The organism is Enterococcus sp. B2E4 (assembly GCF_030499455.1).
Lineage (GTDB): Bacteria > Bacillota > Bacilli > Lactobacillales > Enterococcaceae > Enterococcus_D > Enterococcus_D casseliflavus.
This window is the reverse complement of the sequence record NZ_JAUKPK010000018.1, coordinates 1-14,687: the sequence shown is the minus strand read 5'-3', so window position 1 is coordinate 14,687 and position 14,687 is coordinate 1. Positions and strand designations below refer to the sequence as shown.

Here is a 14,687-nt window from a genome sequence, read left to right as displayed (position 1 = left end):
TACAGTCAAGCAAGGAGTGAAATTTTTTTGAAAAAACAATTGACCATCAGTGAGATGTCCGCTTATGCTGGCGTGAGTCGGCGCACATTGATTTATTACGATCAGATCGATTTATTCAAACCGCATTCGATTGGTGAAAACGGCTATCGCTACTACGGCTTTGAACAATGCCTTGAGTTAGACGTGATTTTGCTCTTGCGTTCTTTAGACATGCCCTTGCAAGACATTCGACAATTTTTGAAAAACCGCAACCCTGAATACACGCAAAAGGAACTTGTGGAACGGCGAGGAGAAGTCCGAGCCAAAATCGCTGCGCTACAAGAATTGGAACGAACCTTCGATCGCTACATCCAGCGCTATGAAAAAGTACAGAAAGCCGATTTTGAGACCTTTACGATAGCGCACCACAAAGCAGAGGCGTTTATCGTTTCTGAAGAGATTGCTGGCGATGATCCAGAATCTGCTTATCAAGTGTACGCTCGTTTTTATCCGCTAGTGGATTATAAAGATGCCTTCAGTGGCTACCCCATCGGCTTTTTAAGTGCTGGAACGACATTAGAGGATCAGACCTTTCACGCATCGCCTTATCGGGCACTGATCTTGATTCCACAAGATCGGCTGCATCTCTATCCTGAAAAGCTGATCATCACGCGTCCTACTGGCACGTATGTGTCTGGGTTTGTCAGTGAGGGAGAGGAGCAAATTGCTGCTTTTACCCATCGCATCCAAGCCTTTCTAAAAGAGAAGCAGTTGAAGATCGATGGCGATGTTTGGGAATTGTTATGGCAAGATGAAGTCTTTACCGCCCAAAAAGAATTGCAGATATTTGAAGTGATGGTCCCAGTGAAGCCCGAGTAATGGACGAGGCACGCGTATCTGTAGGAACCGAAAATCAAGATACGCAATCGCAATGGTTGTTGCGGGCTTTTCAATGGAAGCAAAATAGAAGCAAAAGAGATGGACGAAGCAAGATCCCTCCCCTACAAAGAGCCCAGAGAAGCGTTGAAATTCCCATTTTCCTTTTTTCTCGTTATACTTGAAAGAACAGATGAGAAAAAAGGGGAAATTTTAATGAAAAAAGAAACAGGATTACGCTCGCTTTATGCGTTGATTGGTGTCGCCATTTTAGGATTCGGGGCGGCATTGTTGCGGGTCGGCGGAGTAGGGCTAGACCCATACACAGCAGCCAATATTGGTGTCGGCGAGCTGCTAGGGTTATCTCTTGGGGTCTATCAATTGATGATCAATATCGCTGTCCTAGTATTGATTTTTATCTTTGGCCGTCGCCATATCGGTATCGGGACGGTCATCAATATGGTGCTGACAGGATTCTTCATCGACTTTTATACCAATGTTTTTGATTGGTTATCCGTCGGTCCGAATAATTGGTGGCAGCAAGGTTTGTTCTTGTTGATCGGGATCATCTTCTTTACCTTCGGAGCTTCATTTTATATGTCAGCGAATTTGGGCAGCGCCCCCTATGACGCGATCGCCCCAACCATCGTCGATCAGACGAAAGCCAACTATCGAGTGGTGCGGGTGATTCAAGACGTTGCCTTTGCCTTGATTGGGCTCTTCACAGGCGGGCCTATTGGGATCGGAACCTTCATCAGTGCCTTTTTAGTGGGCCCACTGATCAAATTCTGGGACAACCGTGTCTCTCAGCCATTCATCGAAAGCAGTGTCAAAAAAGCGATTTTTAAATAAAAAAGGTCTGCAGCAAAGAGAAGTCGAAGCGATTTAGTCGCCCACTTCACTTTGCTGCAGTTTTTTTGCCATTTGATCAAGGAATTCTTGCATAATTGCTTCTCAGTCGCTAGAATAAAAAAGCCGAGGAGGGGTAAGTATGCAATTACCAACACCGTTTATTGAAAAATACCAACAGTTGCTAGGAGAAGAAGCATCAGTTTTTTTTACCGCTTTAACCGATAATCAGCCAATCAAAGGCTTTCGCTTGAATATTGCTAAGCCGCACGCACAAGCGATGCTGGCAAAATATGGACCAGCTGCTGTACCCGCCCCCTATGCAGAAGCGGCTTATATTGGCGAAGTCAAAGGCCGTTCGCTGCTCCATCAAGCTGGCTATGTCTACAGTCAAGAACCTAGTGCGATGATCGTAGCAACGATCGCAGCCGCTCAACCAGGGGAGCGGGTCTTAGATTTATGTGCGGCACCAGGGGGCAAAACAACGCAGCTGGCAAGCCAATTACAAGGAAAAGGGCTGCTTGTAGCAAATGAGATTTTCCCCAAGCGTGCCAAAATCCTATCAGAAAATGTGGAGCGTTGGGGTTTTCCGAATGTAGTCGTTACCAATCAGGCACCGCAAGAATTGAGCCGCCATTTTCCTCAGTTTTTTGACAAGATCGTGGTGGACGCCCCATGTTCTGGTGAAGGAATGTTTCGTAAAGATCCCGTCGCATTAGAAGAATGGCAAGCAGATACACCTGATCAGTGTGCGATCAGGCAAAAAGACATTTTGGCACAAGCCGTTGCGATGCTAAAACCGGGGGGCCAGCTGATCTATTCCACCTGTACCTTTGCCCCAGAAGAAAACGAAGCGATGATGGCTTGGTTAATGGAGGAGTATCCCTTCACGATCGAAGCGATCGACTTGGACAATGTATCTCATGGGCGCAGCGAGTGGGGAGCTGCACCTGGGATTGAGAAAACCATCCGCTTATGGCCGCATTTAAACCAAGGAGAAGGTCATTTCGCTGCGAAATTGACCTCGCTAGCAGAAGCAGCGCCAGTGAAAAAGAAGAAAAAAGGCAAAGGAGCGACAGCCAAGAGTCCATTGGATGCAGCGACTCAAAAGTTGTGGCAAGCCTTTCGCAAGGAGTTTCCGTTTTTACAGGCACTGAATGCGACGCCACAGCTGCTAGGAGAAAACCTCTGGCTCGTTCCTGAAGAAATGCCTTCTTTAAAAGGGATCAAGTTTATGCGCCCAGGTTTGCACGTCGGCGTCGTTAAGAAGAATCGGATCGAGCCAAGTTATGCGTTGGCATTGGCGATCCATGCAGAAGAAGGGGCACCGACAGTGCCGATCACTTTGCCGCAATGGCAGCAGTATGTGGCAGGTGAAACCTTGAGCGTGCCAGGAAATGCTGGATGGGTGATTTTGACAGTCGATGAGATCCCAGTCGGTTTTGGAAAACAAGTCCAAGGAACCGTAAAAAACTTCTTTCCTAAAGGATTAAGATTCAAAGCGATTTAAACGAAATAGTGTTTTTATTTCAGTCCTCGTGCTATGATGGAAGTAGCAAAATAAGGGAGCTGATCGATATGAAAACATCATCAAAAGTAACGATTGGATTAAGCATTGCAGCGATCGCTGGGATCACTACTGCCGTCGTTGTATCAGACAAAGTATTCAATAAAGTACGCTTCGCTTGCAACCGACACAAAGTAAAGAAATTTGTCGATGACAAATTCAACGGCAATGAAAAATTGCTGGATGTCGTAGACGGCTTATCTGACAATGAATTGGATTCGTTGTTAGGTGTGATGAAAAAAGTCAATGAGGGCCGCAACAAAATCTCTGTTTACGGAGACAATATCAAAGATTCGACAGAACATGTCAAAGACAAGTTGACGAGCTTTGTTGATTCCGTCTTTTAAGCCAATCATTCCATTTGAAACTCGCAGGGACATCGGTCTTTGCGAGTTTTTCTCGTCTTTCTAAGCGTTTTTCGTTATACTAACAAGGAAATGCACGAAATGGTGCGAGGTAGAGGAGTGAAAGTGAAGTCGTGGAAAAAACAAGTACCTTGACTGCCGAGGAAAAAGCCTTCTTTATGGAAGAAGCAATCAAAGAAGCCCGAAAAGCAGAAGGGTTGGCAGAAGTACCGATCGGTGCTGTCGTCGTCTTGGATGGTAAAATCATTGGTCGTGGGCACAATCTACGAGAAACGCAGCAGCAAGCCGCAGCGCATGCGGAGATGTTTGCGATCGAAGAAGCCTGTCGCACTGTCGGAAGTTGGCGCTTAGAACAAGCGCAGCTGTTTGTGACCTTGGAACCATGCCCAATGTGCAGTGGGGCGATGTTATTGGCACGGGTGGAAGAAGTGTATTTTGGTGCCTACGATCCCAAAGGCGGCACTGCTGGTACATTGATGAATTTATTGGAAGATGAGCGCTTCAACCATTGGTCCTATGTGGAAGGCGGCATTTTAGAAGAAGCATGCGGCCAGCTGCTAACAGATTTTTTCCGAGTATTACGAGAAAAGAAAAAACAAAAAAAGGCTGGCAATCTCTAACGAAATACGTTATACTAAGTTTTGCCGAAAGGCTAGGACAATGGAGGTCTTGTGAAGCGTGTCAGATCCGGAAGGAAGCAGCACTAAGCAGGATTCTCCATGTGTCTGATTGAAAAACTGCCTGCTTTTGAAGAAAGCAGTAGTACTAATTGAATCGATGATCATTCAACCCTGAGACAGACTGTCTTAGGTTTTTTTATTGTCTGAAAGTCTTTAGTTGAGTCTTCTCTTTGATAAATTTTCATGATCAATTTTTAGCCAATCTAGTAAAAAGTGAATCACGATTGTTTGATTGTAGGTGAAGAATTGCTGATTAGCTAGTTACTTTTTTACGACTTTCTTGTGTATTTTCGAAGGTAGTCAGAGGTTGATCGTTTTAAAGTATCAAATTTATTTTCGTCATATTTCGCAATGTGCACCAGAAATGCAATCGTTTGATTTTGTTCGAAAAAAGTTTCATAGTGGTTAAGCTTGAAAAAAACATCCGTTGCCATGAAAGCCGTTCGTTTATTGGCATTATGAAAGGGATGTTTTTTGATTAAGTTGATTAGAAGGATTGCAGCTTTTTCCTCCATTGAGGGATATAATTCTTTTGAAAAAACGATTTGTTGCGGTTGTTTTACAGCCATGGCTAATCCAGATGGATCACGCAAGCCGATCTCTTCATTTGGTGTTTGACTTTTGATAAGCACGACATTCATTTTTATGATTTGTTTTTCTGATAAGTAGATTGTCAATGATTTGCGAGCTCCTTATACATCTCTTCATATTGAGAAAAAGATTGATCGATTAAACGATTGATTTCGAGTTCCTGCTCAGAAGGTAATGACTTTTTCGTGATTGCAGCAGCTAATTTGTCTTCATCAACAAATACGTAATCATTTTCTTGAATTCCTATTTTTTCTAATAATTCTTTCGATAATGTTAAAACAACTGAATTTCCGCTCTTTCTAATTTTTCGTTCTTGAATACTCACTTTACATCTCCTCCTTATATCGTATATACAGTATATACGATAAACGAGAATTACTCAATAATTGTATGATCGTATGTTAGTGCTATATATTTTGGATCGTATTTGCTTGGAAAAAAATCATTCCAACAATTGAGCAAAACATGGCGGTACTTTTTGACAAATGACTGCCTATTTATTCCATTCTTTTCCAAGCATTCCAATGGTTTCCCAGAGATTTTATGCTATGCTTATTTTGTAGAGAATTCCGTCGTCTTTCTACTGGCAACCCTTGATGCCAAAAGAAATGGATAGTGATTTCAGGCGACGTATTTGAAAAGAGGCGCACAATGGAAAAAATTACGATTATCCATACCAACGATCTGCATTCCCACCTAGAACATTGGCCGAAGATGCGGCGTTATTTGGATCAAAGAAAACGAGAAGCGGATACGACCGAAGAGACAGTGATCGCAGTCGACTTAGGCGACTTTGTCGATCGCTGGCATCCTTTGACAGAAGCAACTGACGGCAAGGCAAATGTCGATTTGATGAATCAAGGACATTACGATGCGGTGACGATTGGGAACAATGAAGGGGTCGGTAATCCTAAAGAGGTCTTGCAGCATCTATATGACCAAGCAGAATTTCCTGTCATTTTAGGCAATTTATTTGATAAACAGGATTTGCGTCCACCCAAATGGGCACAAGAATACAAAATCATGGAAAGCAATCAAGGAGCCAAAATCGGTTTGATCGCTTTTACGGCACCATTTCCGCTAACATATGCCCCCAACGGTTGGGATATTCGCGAACCCTTGGAGATTTTGCCCTCATTGGTGCAGCATTTGCGCTCCGAGGTCGATCTGCTGATCTTGATGAGCCATCTAGGCATCAATGCTGACCGTCAGATTGCGAGGGACTTTCCAGAACTAGATGTTATATTAGGTTCCCACACGCACCATTTGTTTGAAAAGGGCGAAGTCATCAATGGCGTTCAAATTGGGGCAGCTGGCAAGTTTGGTTTTAACATTGGCGAAGTCGAAGTGGTCTTAGATGATCACCACCGCCCGATCAAGCATCGCGCCCGTGTGATTCCGACGGATTCGTTGGTGGCTTTTCCGCAAGATGAGGAAGAGATCGCCGAATATCTATCGATCGGCCATCGCTTGCTGCGGGCAAATCAGGTGGCAGAAATTCCAGCAGCGTTTACGAGGGATTGGCAAAGTGAACATTCCTTGGTTCGGGAGGCGCTTTTGGCATTATGTGCCAAAGGACAGACAGATGCCGCCATCTTAAATACGGGGCTATTCTTAGATGATTTGCCACAAGGACGGGTTGATCAAGATCAATTGCACACGATTTTGCCCCATCCGATGCATTTGATTCGGGTGACGTTGCAAGGCGCGGATGTCATTCGATTGGTCTTAGAGATGGAAAAAAATCGCAACTTTTTGCGCAATTTCCCAATTATGGGAATGGGTTTTCGAGGGAAGATTTTTGGCGAACTGGTTTATGAAGGCATCCGCTTTGATGAAAAAAACCACCAAGTATTGTGGAAACAAGAGCCCGTCGATCCTGCTCAAAGCTACACGTTGACCCTTGTGGATCACTACTTGTTTATTCCGTTTTTCCCGACGATCGAGATTGCTGGAACCGTTGAGTTTCTTTTTCCAGACTTTATTCGCACAGTGGTCGGTGATTACCTGAGTCAGAAATACCCCATCCAGTAGTTCGTCACTCCTCCAGCTGGATTTTGCGAGAAAACCGCGACTATCATTGGGGAATAAAACAAGGTATAATAAACAACAGGTGGTGAAAAAATGACCGAAAAACAAACGATCACAGATGAAATGACATCTGTACTAGAAGAAATTATTGAAGAACCAGCGAAACAACCGCAAAAAGGCGAGTTGGTGACTTTGTTAAATGATGAAGAATTAATGATTGGCAATCGACAATACAAATTGGTCATGGATTATCGTGAAGGCTTCAATCCAGAAAAACTTGGCGAGCGTTACAGTGAAGTGTTGGCACGTTATGATTATATCGTAGGCGATTGGGGTTATGAACAGCTGCGTTTGAAAGGCTTTTTTGAAAAAGATAACCGCAAAGCATTACCCGATCAGCGTATCGACATGCTGGAAGACTATTTGTATGAGTATTGCAACTTCGGTTGTGCCTATTTCGTGATCCAACGAGTTGGCGGCAAGAAAGAAAAAAGTACCTCCCGCCGACGCAAGAAAAAGCCAACCCAAAACAATCAAAATCAAAACGCACAACAAAACGCCCATATAGAAGAAAAGCGTGACACCGTACCGCAGAAAAAAAGCAAACCAACGATCAAAAATCGTAAACCAAAAGAAAAGAACGTCAAAAAAACCGAAACAACCACGGTGAAAAAAGGCAAAAAAGAGTTTACGATTCGACAAAGGGAAGAATAAGATGAAATATAAAGGCTATTTGATTGATTTAGACGGCACGATTTATTTAGGAAAAGCGCCGATCCCTGCTGGGAAACGCTTCGTAGAATCCTTACAAGAAAAAGGACTGCCCTATTTATTTGTGACCAATAATACGACCCGCAGTCCTGAAGTCGTGGCGCAGCGATTAGCGGATGAATTTTCGATCCATGTGGCACCAGAAACGATCTATACCGCAAGCTTGGCGACAATCGATTTTATGAAAGGCCATGGCAAAGGCCGCAAAGTATTTGTGATCGGCGAAGCGGGGTTGATCGATTTGATCTTAGCTGCTGGGTTTGAGTGGGAGGAAACCAACCCAGATTATGTCGTGGTTGGCTTAGACAACCACGTGACGTATGAAAAATTTGTTTTAGCAACGTTAGCGATCCAAAAAGGAGCAACCTTTATCGGGACCAATCCAGACAAAAATATCCCGACGGAAAGAGGTTTATTACCTGGTGCAGGTTCACTGATCGCAATGGTGGAGACTGCCACCCAAACGCAACCGATTTTTATTGGCAAACCAGAAGCCATCATTATGGAAAAAGCGGTGGCACACATCGGCTTATCAAAAGAAGAGGTCTTGATGGTGGGAGACAATTACGAAACGGATATTCGCTCGGGGATCCAAAACGGGATCGATTCTTTGCTCGTATTATCTGGCTTTACCCCGAAAGCGGCAGTTCCGACATTACCAGTAGCACCAACCTATGTGGTGGATTCTTTAGATGAGTGGGATTTTGAACAATGAAAAAACAAGTGTGGCTTGAACGCTTAGGATTTGTCTGCTTGTTTTTGTTTTTGGTCAGTCTAGCGATCACCGTAACGATCAATTTTCGACCGTTATATTGGTTTGATGTCGATCACTTGAATCTGCTGGATTATACCTCGCTAACAAGAGAAGAGTTGTTGAAGAACTATGGCTTATTGTTAGATTTTCTAAACAATCCCTTTGCAAGTACGCTCGCCTTGCCAGATTTTCCAATGTCTGAAGCTGGCGCTGGGCATTTTTACGATGTGAAACAGTTGTTTCTATTAAATTATGCCGTGATGATCGTCACTTTGCTGCCCAGTATCTGGTTCGTCAATCGGTTACGGCGAAAACAACAGCAATGGCGCTTGATTCGTCCCTTTCAATGGGGAATGATTTTGCCGCTGATTTTCGGGTTTTTGATGGCTGTCGGCTTTGACCGCTTTTTCGTTACGTTCCATGAGATTTTCTTCAGTAACGACGATTGGCTCTTTAATCCAGCCACCGATCCGATCATCAACGTGCTGCCAGAAACGTTTTTCATGCATTGCTTTATTCTCTTTTTCGTCTTGATTGAAGTCTTCTTTTTTGCCTTCTATTGGTGGGGCAAACGAGGCTTGAAAAAAACAGCGTAATGAAAAAAGATCAACGATCCACTTCCTTTGAGAGAGGCGAATCGTCGGTCTTTTTTTATTGCGTAATGTAATGAGATTTACTTGGGTGTTGATGGGCTAAGCGACTTGCGGCAGAAGCTGCGATGGCACCTACGATATCATCTAAAAAGGTGTGAACGCGGGGACCGTCGTGCTTGTTCAGTTCTTTCAAAATACCCGGTTTGACTTTATCAATGTATCCGTAGTTAGTAAAGCCGATCGAGCCGTACACGTTGACGATGGATAGAGCGAGGATCTCATCGATCCCATAAAGCCCTTCGTCTTCTTTAACGATTTCTTGCAGTGGATGCAGCAGTTGATTTTCTTCTGCCAAAATATCCAATTGGACCCCCGTTAAAATCGTGTTGTGGACTTCCCGCTTGCTTAAGACAGCGTTGACGCTTTCGATACACATCTCCAAGGTGATGCCTTCAATGTAGTCTTTTTGCAAGAACATCACCAGTTCACCGATGTCTTGCAGCGAGACACCGCGGTCGGCCAACAATTCTCTTGCTTTGTCTTCAAGTGTTTTGCTTTCTAATACCATATAGTTCCCCTCCATGTAAAAATAGTTTATTCAAAAGTCAACATGTGACTGATGGATTGCGATCATAAGTAGTGCCCTATTCCAGTTGCAGCCCATGCCATTTGGGTTTTAGTCCCTTCTGACATCCATTGAAGCACAAGTGTTTGCTAGTTCTGCTTTGGCTGCCACTGCCCAAGGATGGGGGACCACCAAGTCACCAGCAAAAAGCCAGTCCATATAATACCCAGCGGCGGCTTCCAAGGAATCATCGAGGCGGTCTAATAAGCCGATTAAGAAAGGCGCTTGATCTTTACGATCCCATTTGATTTTGTCGGCTAAAAAAACGAGTAGATCGAGACGACGATAATGGGCCTTTAAGGTGGTATGACAGCTGATGGCGGACAAAATGTCTGGATCAGACACCTGAAAAACCGTTTTTGCCAACAAAGCGGATTGCTGCTGATGCAGCAAAAAAGGTGCTTGCCGCTCCGCATCTAAGATCGGTTCGCCTACCGCTATCTGCAAGGCGATTCGCTGGTCATGAGGGATGACGACGCTGGCATCGTGCAGCAGTGCTGCCAAGTAAGCTTTCTCCGCATTGACTTGAAACCGTTCTGCCAATCGTTTGGCTTCTTGGGCAACGGCTAGATTGTGGACCGCCGTTTCGGCATGATCGAAGGCTTCCAGATACTGAACCATTTGCTCAGTGAGAGTCTCTCCCTGTAAAGGGAGAGTATAGGCGGCAAGTTGACGTTGACCAGCTTGTTTCATCTCAGCTACTCCTTAAAAAGACTTGTACTATGGGCAGGTTGTGTCCGCGTTTTGGGATCAATGTAGTGGAGCGCATTGTTCACCGCAGTTGGGGCTTCCCCGAAACCAGTAGCGATCAGGTCGACTTTTCCATCGTATAAAACGACATCCCCACAGCCATAGATCCCAGGAACAGACGTGCTCATATCTGAAGAGACGAAGACTCCTTGGCGGCTGCTTTTCATGCCCCAATCCTTGATGTTCAATGTGGAAGAAAAACCGTAATTGACGATCAAAGCATCCAATGAAAGGCTGACTGTTTCATCACCTTTGACTTGTTGCAACGAGACACCAGTCAAACGTTGCTCTCCTTGGATTTCTTGGATCACATAAGGAGTCAAAATGTTGACGGCAGAAGCCTGTAATTTGCTGACGCTATGTTCATGGGCACGAAATTCAGGACGGCGATGGATCAAGTAGACTTCACTAGCGATCGGCTCTAGCATCAATGCCCAATCGATGGCAGAATCGCCGCCACCGGCAATCGCTACTTTGCGTCCAGCATACTTCATCAAATCGGTGACGAAATAGTCTAAGCCGTATCCTTCAAACCGCTCGCTTTCTGACAAAGTCAGTTTGCGCGGCTGGAAGGAGCCGTTTCCTAAAGCCAAAATCACGGCTTTCGAGTAATGGATTCCTTTGTCGGTGGTGACTTCGATATAGTCTTCTTGTTTTTCGACCGACAAGACGGTTTCTTCTAAACAATATTGGTGATTGAAGGTCGTCAACTGTTTTTCCAGGTTTTGGACAAGATCGCCCGCTTTGATTTTCGGATAACCTGGGATATCGTAGATGTATTTTTCTGGGTATAAAGTAGCAAGCTGACCGCCTAATTGCGGCAAGCTGTCGATGATCTTGGTTTTGGCGTTACGCATACCGGCATAGAAAGCAGAAAACATCCCGCTAGGTCCCGCGCCGATAATCGTTATATCAAAAATATCCATGTTATTCCTCTTTTCTAACCACGTTGGGGTGAAGCGTGTTCGTAGTGTACGAATAGCTTCATTATAGCAAAAATTATCCAAACTAGCATTTTTTCAATTTTCTGCTATCATGGATTTATGAGAGAGAAGGAGGAGTTAATGTGTCTGAATTTCCACAGTTAGCATTAGAAAAACAAACTGGCCATAAAGCAGTCATCAAAACCAATCGTGGGGATGTAGTTGTACAATTGTTCCCAGAATTGGCACCAAAAACAGTGAAAAACTTCGTTGAATTAGCGAAAAAAGGGTATTACGATGGGATCATCTTCCACCGTGTCATTCCTGATTTTATGATTCAAGGCGGCGATCCAACTGGTACAGGGATGGGCGGCGAAAGCATCTATGGTGGCAGCTTTGAAGATGAATTTTCAAAAGAATTGTTCAATCTTCGTGGCGCTTTATCCATGGCAAACGCTGGTCCGAATACTAACGGCAGCCAGTTTTTCATCGTAAACAATCAAAATGTTCCTAGCAACATGTTAGGTCAATTAGAAGGTGCTGGTTATCCAGCTGAAATCATCGAAGCGTATCAAGCAGGTGGTACTCCTTGGTTAGATTTCCGTCACACAGTCTTCGGTCATGTGATCGAAGGAATGTCAGTCGTTGATGAAATCGCTGGCGTGCAACGAGGACCACAAGATCGTCCAGTGCATGATGTAGTGATCGAAACGATCGAAATCAGCGAATAAAACAAAAGAACCCAAAAGCAGTTTCAACGGTCATCCTCAAGGAGATCGTTGAAATGGCAGCTTTAGGGTTCTTTTTTTCATAAGAAAGAGTTAACCGATCGGTTGGTCTTTAAACGCGGCGGCGATTTGATTGAGTGCTTTTTCTAATAGCTCTTTAGGACAGGCAAAGTTTAGCCGCATATGGTGACTGCCGCGAGGACCAAAGATACTTCCTTGATTCAATACGACATTGGCTTCTTTGATCAGTTTGCGCTGCAGCTGATTGTCCGTTAGACCATAGGCAGAAAAATCCAGCCAGATCAAGTAAGTACCTTCGGGTTTTTGAAAGGTCACTGCTGGGAGTTGTTCAGTCAAAAAGTCGCAGACAAAGGTGCGATTTGCTTCTAAATAGGACAAAAGTTCTTCTAACCATGCTTCAGATTCACGATACGCTGCTTCAGTAGCGACCAACCCAAACGTATTGATTTCCCCTTGAACGTTGCGTTCTTGTGTTTTTGCAAATTGGCTGCGCAAGGTTTTGTCTTTGATGAATACCATCGAATTTTTGATCCCAGCTAAATTAAAGGTCTTGGTTGCTGAGGTCAAGATGATCGAAAAATCGGCAAAGCTTGGCTCGACTGTTTGGAAAGAGACAAATTGATTTGGTGCAAAAACGATGTCTTGATGGATCTCATCACTGACAACGATCACCTGGTGCTTTTGACAAATACGGCCGATCGTCAGCAGTTCTTCTTTTGACCACACGCGACCGCCAGGATTATGAGGATTACATAGAAGAAACAATTTTACCTTCTTTTCGATGATGGTTTGTTCCATCGCCTCAAAATCGATGACGAAGTGGCCATCTTTTTCCAATAATGGTTCTTGAATTAAGGTCCGCTGATTGTTTTTGACAACATGGGCAAAGGGATGGTAGACCGGATCGTGGATCAATACGGCATCTCCTTTTTGCGTATAACTTTGGATCGCCAGTGCAATACTAGGGACGACACCGCTATTAAAAAGGATCGCTTCTTTATTGATGGTATAACCATGACGTCTTTGCTGCCAATCGATGATGGATTCAAGCAGCGAATCAGGGATGGTGGAATACCCATAGATCCCTTGGGCAACTGCTTTTTCTAAAGCTTTTTTCACAGGTTCTGGTGCCAGAAAATCCATGTCGGCTACCCAAAGCGGCAACAAGTTTTCTTCCTTATAGGTTTTTGCAATGGTATCCCATTTGACGCTATTGGTATTTAAGCGCGGATGAACTTTGTCAAAATTGATCATGCGTTTCCCTCCTATATTGTGCAACGTTGTTTCTGATGCTTCAAATCTACCACTAGTTCAAGTATAATGAAAGTGGAAAAGAGAGGAAAGACTATGAATTATCAAATCGGGAACATTATAGAAGGAACAGTCACTGGGATTCAACCCTATGGTGCATTTGTTTCGTTAGATAAGGAAACACAGGGATTGATCCATGTTTCAGAGATCCAATCTGGGTTTACCAAAAATATCCATGAAGTCTTACAGATCGGGCAAAAGATCCGTGTACAAATCATTGATATTGACGAATACAGCCAAAAGATCAGTTTGTCCCGCCGTACATTGGAAACGAGTTTTGTTCAGCCACCCTTTAAGCGTAAACGCTACTTTACAAATAAGAATAAGCGGATCGGTTTTCGTACGATTGGAGAAGCTTTACCAGTGTGGGTGAAAGAGGCCAAAGAAATGTTAGAAAAAGAAAACAGCAGCAGATAATCGTGCATATTTTCTGAAAATGTGCTAAAATTAGTTTACAAACAGATGAATAACTGAGGTGGGTATTTTGGGATCCAAAAAAGTAGCGGGTACAGTTATGATGCACTTAGCAAATGGTTCGAAACGATTTTTGATGCAAATACACGAAGGCACTGCGGAATTAGCGTCAACGGATTTTTCTGAAGATAAAACCGGCTTGGCTACGATCTTACAATTGTTTAAAGACCGTATCCACCTTGATGTGACAGCGATCGAACTCGTTGAACTCACAAATGGCAATATTGATACGCAAAACATTCCTTTATTTGTTTTTGAAACACAAGAAGCAGGACAAACGCAACAGCTGCCAGAAGGGTATGCGTGGGAAGAGCCCAATATCTTTCGTAAGATCATTGAAGACTACGAGATTGAAGGCGTTCCGTTCTTTTAGCACCTGAATATTAGCGAAAAAACTGAAGACCGTTACGACGGTCTTTTTTTATTGAAAACTTTTTGTAAATAAAATGAAATATTTCCTTGACCTGAGTCAAGAAGAATGGTAAATTAGTCAACGTTGGCAATTGAGCCAGCGGGTCAAAACAACAGTTGAAAAAACTTCAAAAAAAGACTTGACCAAAAATGAAACAGATGATATTATACCGAAGTCGCAATAATAAAACAGTAAATCAATGTTGATACATCAACAGAATTAATTGAAAAAAGATGTTGACAAATAACAAATCATTTGTTATTCTACTTAAGTCGCTGAGACAGCCGCTACGAAGTTGAAAAACAACGAGCGAAAAAAACTTTTAAAAAAGAGTTGACAATTAAATGTCACTCTGATATGATATAAAAGTTGCTAACACAGCACGGT

The 14,687-nt window shown here is 43.6% G+C and carries 18 protein-coding genes and 1 other RNA gene; 13 read left to right on the top strand and 6 right to left on the bottom strand.

The genetic code is table 11. The annotated features are described in order from the left end of the window. Nucleotides 1-54: 54 nt before the first annotated feature. From Q1X33_RS13010 to ffs, 6 genes are all read left to right on the top strand, one after another. Nucleotides 55-858, top strand: a complete 804-nt coding sequence (locus Q1X33_RS13010; RefSeq protein WP_005227629.1) for a MerR family transcriptional regulator — start codon at nucleotides 55-57, stop codon at nucleotides 856-858. A 99-nt stretch (nucleotides 859-957) separates the two neighbouring features. After that, on the top strand, nucleotides 958-1,707 hold the full coding sequence (locus Q1X33_RS13005; RefSeq protein WP_005227631.1) for a YitT family protein: 750 nt from the start codon (nucleotides 958-960) through the stop codon (nucleotides 1,705-1,707). A gap of 139 nt (nucleotides 1,708-1,846) precedes the next feature. Then, on the top strand, nucleotides 1,847-3,214 hold the full coding sequence (locus Q1X33_RS13000) for an RsmB/NOP family class I SAM-dependent RNA methyltransferase (RefSeq protein ID WP_005227634.1): 1,368 nt from the start codon (nucleotides 1,847-1,849) through the stop codon (nucleotides 3,212-3,214). Between the two features lie 68 nt (nucleotides 3,215-3,282). Next, entirely contained in the window at nucleotides 3,283-3,618 is a 336-nt protein-coding gene (locus tag Q1X33_RS12995; protein WP_005227636.1) for a hypothetical protein, read from the top strand. Between the two features lie 131 nt (nucleotides 3,619-3,749). Beyond that, on the top strand, nucleotides 3,750-4,256 hold the full coding sequence (tadA, locus tag Q1X33_RS12990; RefSeq protein WP_005227638.1) for a tRNA adenosine(34) deaminase TadA: 507 nt from the start codon (nucleotides 3,750-3,752) through the stop codon (nucleotides 4,254-4,256). A 30-nt stretch (nucleotides 4,257-4,286) separates the two neighbouring features. Further along, nucleotides 4,287-4,371, top strand: an RNA gene (gene ffs, locus Q1X33_RS12985) — signal recognition particle sRNA small type. A 214-nt stretch (nucleotides 4,372-4,585) separates the two neighbouring features. Here the strand turns inward: ffs and Q1X33_RS12980 are convergent. Continuing rightward, nucleotides 4,586-4,993 carry a type II toxin-antitoxin system death-on-curing family toxin gene (locus Q1X33_RS12980; RefSeq protein WP_005227640.1) on the bottom strand — a complete coding sequence of 136 codons (408 nt, stop codon included), beginning with the start codon at nucleotides 4,991-4,993 and terminating at the stop codon, nucleotides 4,586-4,588. Further along, entirely contained in the window at nucleotides 4,990-5,232 is a 243-nt protein-coding gene (locus Q1X33_RS12975) for an addiction module antitoxin (RefSeq protein WP_005227642.1), read from the bottom strand. The genes Q1X33_RS12980 and Q1X33_RS12975 overlap by 4 nt, the downstream gene beginning before the upstream one ends. A gap of 326 nt (nucleotides 5,233-5,558) precedes the next feature. Here Q1X33_RS12975 and Q1X33_RS12970 point away from each other — a divergent pair, with 326 nt between their 5' ends. The 4 genes from Q1X33_RS12970 to Q1X33_RS12955 all read left to right on the top strand — a co-directional run bounded on the left by Q1X33_RS12970 (nucleotide 5,559) and on the right by Q1X33_RS12955 (nucleotide 9,059). Further along, the gene (locus Q1X33_RS12970) at nucleotides 5,559-6,941 is read left to right on the top strand and encodes a bifunctional UDP-sugar hydrolase/5'-nucleotidase (protein ID WP_301969712.1); all 1,383 of its coding nucleotides are present in this window, start codon (nucleotides 5,559-5,561) and stop codon (nucleotides 6,939-6,941) included. A 90-nt stretch (nucleotides 6,942-7,031) separates the two neighbouring features. After that, nucleotides 7,032-7,652 carry a YutD family protein gene (locus Q1X33_RS12965; protein WP_005227649.1) on the top strand — a complete coding sequence of 207 codons (621 nt, stop codon included), beginning with the start codon at nucleotides 7,032-7,034 and terminating at the stop codon, nucleotides 7,650-7,652. A 1-nt stretch (nucleotide 7,653) separates the two neighbouring features. Then, complete coding sequence (locus Q1X33_RS12960; protein WP_005227650.1) at nucleotides 7,654-8,424, top strand: TIGR01457 family HAD-type hydrolase; 771 nt, start codon at nucleotides 7,654-7,656, stop codon at nucleotides 8,422-8,424. Further along, nucleotides 8,421-9,059 (top strand): TIGR01906 family membrane protein, encoded by a 639-nt coding sequence (locus tag Q1X33_RS12955; RefSeq protein WP_005227652.1) that lies wholly within the window; start codon nucleotides 8,421-8,423, stop codon nucleotides 9,057-9,059. The genes Q1X33_RS12960 and Q1X33_RS12955 overlap by 4 nt, the downstream gene beginning before the upstream one ends. Before the next feature lie 55 nt (nucleotides 9,060-9,114). On the opposite strand, the gene Q1X33_RS12950 is transcribed toward Q1X33_RS12955, so the two are convergent. The 3 genes from Q1X33_RS12950 to Q1X33_RS12940 form a co-directional block, all read right to left on the bottom strand. After that, nucleotides 9,115-9,624, bottom strand: a complete 510-nt coding sequence (locus Q1X33_RS12950; protein ID WP_005227653.1) for a phosphatidylglycerophosphatase A — start codon at nucleotides 9,622-9,624, stop codon at nucleotides 9,115-9,117. A 108-nt stretch (nucleotides 9,625-9,732) separates the two neighbouring features. Beyond that, complete coding sequence (yqeK, locus tag Q1X33_RS12945; RefSeq protein ID WP_005227655.1) at nucleotides 9,733-10,374, bottom strand: bis(5'-nucleosyl)-tetraphosphatase (symmetrical) YqeK; 642 nt, start codon at nucleotides 10,372-10,374, stop codon at nucleotides 9,733-9,735. 5 nt (nucleotides 10,375-10,379) lie between these two features. Next, nucleotides 10,380-11,357, bottom strand: coding sequence for an NAD(P)/FAD-dependent oxidoreductase (locus tag Q1X33_RS12940; RefSeq protein WP_005227657.1), 978 nt, complete (start codon nucleotides 11,355-11,357; stop codon nucleotides 10,380-10,382). A gap of 140 nt (nucleotides 11,358-11,497) precedes the next feature. Here Q1X33_RS12940 and Q1X33_RS12935 point away from each other — a divergent pair, with 140 nt between their 5' ends. Continuing rightward, entirely contained in the window at nucleotides 11,498-12,085 is a 588-nt protein-coding gene (locus Q1X33_RS12935) for a peptidylprolyl isomerase (protein ID WP_005227659.1), read from the top strand. 90 nt (nucleotides 12,086-12,175) lie between these two features. Here the strand turns inward: Q1X33_RS12935 and Q1X33_RS12930 are convergent, their stop codons facing one another. Then, nucleotides 12,176-13,357: a MalY/PatB family protein gene (locus Q1X33_RS12930; protein ID WP_005227660.1), complete on the bottom strand. Its 1,182-nt coding sequence runs from the start codon at nucleotides 13,355-13,357 to the stop codon at nucleotides 12,176-12,178. Nucleotides 13,358-13,450: 93 nt separating this feature from the next. Between Q1X33_RS12930 and Q1X33_RS12925 the strand changes: the two genes are divergently transcribed. Next, on the top strand, nucleotides 13,451-13,831 hold the full coding sequence (locus tag Q1X33_RS12925) for a CvfD/Ygs/GSP13 family RNA-binding post-transcriptional regulator (RefSeq protein ID WP_005227662.1): 381 nt from the start codon (nucleotides 13,451-13,453) through the stop codon (nucleotides 13,829-13,831). A gap of 67 nt (nucleotides 13,832-13,898) precedes the next feature. Further along, on the top strand, nucleotides 13,899-14,261 hold the full coding sequence (locus Q1X33_RS12920; RefSeq protein WP_005227664.1) for a hypothetical protein: 363 nt from the start codon (nucleotides 13,899-13,901) through the stop codon (nucleotides 14,259-14,261). Nucleotides 14,262-14,687 lie beyond the last annotated feature (426 nt).

What these genes read in the sequence shown, in the direction of transcription:
- yqeK (WP_005227655.1), bottom strand. Translation starts at nt 10,374, where the DNA reads ATGAAACAAGCTGGTCAACGTCAACTTGCCGCCTATACTCTCCCTTTA.
- Q1X33_RS13005 (WP_005227631.1), top strand. Translation starts at nt 958, where the DNA reads ATGGACGAAGCAAGATCCCTCCCCTACAAAGAGCCCAGAGAAGCGTTG.
- Q1X33_RS12925 (WP_005227662.1), top strand. Translation starts at nt 13,451, where the DNA reads ATGAATTATCAAATCGGGAACATTATAGAAGGAACAGTCACTGGGATT.
- Q1X33_RS12940 (WP_005227657.1), bottom strand. Translation starts at nt 11,357, where the DNA reads ATGGATATTTTTGATATAACGATTATCGGCGCGGGACCTAGCGGGATG.
- Q1X33_RS12965 (WP_005227649.1), top strand. Translation starts at nt 7,032, where the DNA reads ATGACCGAAAAACAAACGATCACAGATGAAATGACATCTGTACTAGAA.
- Q1X33_RS12955 (WP_005227652.1), top strand. Translation starts at nt 8,421, where the DNA reads ATGAAAAAACAAGTGTGGCTTGAACGCTTAGGATTTGTCTGCTTGTTT.
- Q1X33_RS13000 (WP_005227634.1), top strand. Translation starts at nt 1,847, where the DNA reads ATGCAATTACCAACACCGTTTATTGAAAAATACCAACAGTTGCTAGGA.
- Q1X33_RS12930 (WP_005227660.1), bottom strand. Translation starts at nt 13,357, where the DNA reads ATGATCAATTTTGACAAAGTTCATCCGCGCTTAAATACCAATAGCGTC.
- Q1X33_RS12995 (WP_005227636.1), top strand. Translation starts at nt 3,283, where the DNA reads ATGAAAACATCATCAAAAGTAACGATTGGATTAAGCATTGCAGCGATC.
- Q1X33_RS13010 (WP_005227629.1), top strand. Translation starts at nt 55, where the DNA reads ATGTCCGCTTATGCTGGCGTGAGTCGGCGCACATTGATTTATTACGAT.
- Q1X33_RS12960 (WP_005227650.1), top strand. Translation starts at nt 7,654, where the DNA reads ATGAAATATAAAGGCTATTTGATTGATTTAGACGGCACGATTTATTTA.
- Q1X33_RS12970 (WP_301969712.1), top strand. Translation starts at nt 5,559, where the DNA reads ATGGAAAAAATTACGATTATCCATACCAACGATCTGCATTCCCACCTA.
- Q1X33_RS12950 (WP_005227653.1), bottom strand. Translation starts at nt 9,624, where the DNA reads ATGGTATTAGAAAGCAAAACACTTGAAGACAAAGCAAGAGAATTGTTG.